At 65.3% G+C, this 1,537-nt stretch carries 1 protein-coding gene; it reads left to right on the plus strand.

The window, feature by feature from the left end; translation table 11 throughout:
- Nucleotides 1-1,054 precede the first annotated feature (1,054 nt).
- Entirely contained in the window at nucleotides 1,055-1,375 is a 321-nt protein-coding gene (locus tag ABGB10_RS33145) for a hypothetical protein (RefSeq protein ID WP_347664914.1), read from the plus strand.
- Nucleotides 1,376-1,537: the final 162 nt, after the last annotated feature.

Genomic DNA, 1,537 nt, shown 5'->3' on the forward strand with positions numbered 1-1,537 from the left:
TCAAGGCGGCCCGAGACGGGCCGCACGCGCCGCCGCCTGGGCGCGCGGCCGACGCTCCGCTGTCGCTCCACGCCGGCCACGCAGAACGCCCGGCGGCTGGCGCGGAGGGCGGGAAGCCCGGGGGCCGCCGCTGACGGTAAGCGGCGAAGTGGTTGAGGCTTGTGAGCCGGCAGCCGGCCGGGCCGCGCCCGAGCGGCGCGGCGCGGGGAAGGGCACGCCGGGTCTGCGCGGCGGGTCGCGGCGGCGAGCTGGTCGCGGTTACCGCGCCTCCGGCGGGGGCGCAACGACTCCGAGATGGCCGGGGGTCCGTCGGCGGGTCGCGGTCCGTGGGCGGTTGCGCTGGGCCATCCCGTCAGCCGTCGATCCGGGCGAGCCGAGCAGACCACCGCCCGGCCCGCCAGCGTCCGTACGTGCGTCAAGGTCCGCTTGACGTGGCGGGCCGGGCGGTGGCCCGCTCCCCAGGAGGGCGGGTCGGCGGCAGACGGGATGGCGCATCCGTTGACTCTGCGTGCGACTGTGTTTGCGAGTGCTTGGGACCGGAATGGAGAATCCCTTGGATAGTCCCAATATGTCTGCAATAGTGCAGTCGTACCGATACCGCTTGTTTGTGAGAGGGATGCGCCTCGCTCTGCTCTTTCCGGTAACGCTGGTACTGATGGTGCTTGCTCGCCTCGGTGTTGCGCCGAATATTCTTGTGCCAATCATAATAATGCTGTTTGTTGCCATGGTGCTAGGTGTCATAACGGCGTGGATTGGCGCGGTTCTCCTGATGCGGGACACTTCACGCTATTCGGGTGCGGCAAACGGGAGAGTTGATATTCAGAAGACCTGGGATCTTATCCAGCAAGCGATCAGGGACATGTGCAATTTCCGCAGATGGTGAGCGCTTGACAGTCGATGCTGGGTGACCAACTGAGTGACGATCGACGCGGACAGGGGTGGACGCCTTTGGACACTCGCGGACCGTTGAACCAGCTCACCACCGCCAACCCCGCAGCTCAGCATCGTGTGATAGTTCCTTCACACCGAAGCGGTCGTCAGAGAGAATCCCGGAGTGAGCTGGGACGAGTTCTTGTGGCACATGGATCACCGACTGGGCATGTACGTCGGAAGGCCAAGGTATGACCGCGCGTGCTCCATGCTGACGGGATTCGCCTTGGCGCGCGGTCAGGGCGAGCTGGCGGCGTTCCAAGAGTGGATGACCGCCCGCCATCGTGGCAGCAGCCTTGCCTTCTCATCCCTGGTGCTAGCGGAGACCTTCGGTGATGGTGCTACCGAGGACCGCTTAACAAGCGATGCCGACCACGTGCTGGCTGTCTCGAAGCTCTGCCAATTTTTCCGGGAGTTCCTCAAGCAGCACGCTCGAACGCCCTAGCACTAGCGGCAAGAAGGATGCTCGTCCCGAGCGGGTGACTAACTGAGTGACGACCACGACGGACGCCGGTGGACAAACATGCACGGCTGAGGATCGTCGCAGCAGCTTAGCCCGGGAACGGCGGCAGGTCAGAGAGCCGTGTTGGTTGCCTGGGGGTCAAGG

The organism is Micromonospora sp. B9E7 (genome assembly GCF_039871815.1).
In the GTDB taxonomy this organism is placed as follows: domain Bacteria; phylum Actinomycetota; class Actinomycetes; order Mycobacteriales; family Micromonosporaceae; genus Micromonospora.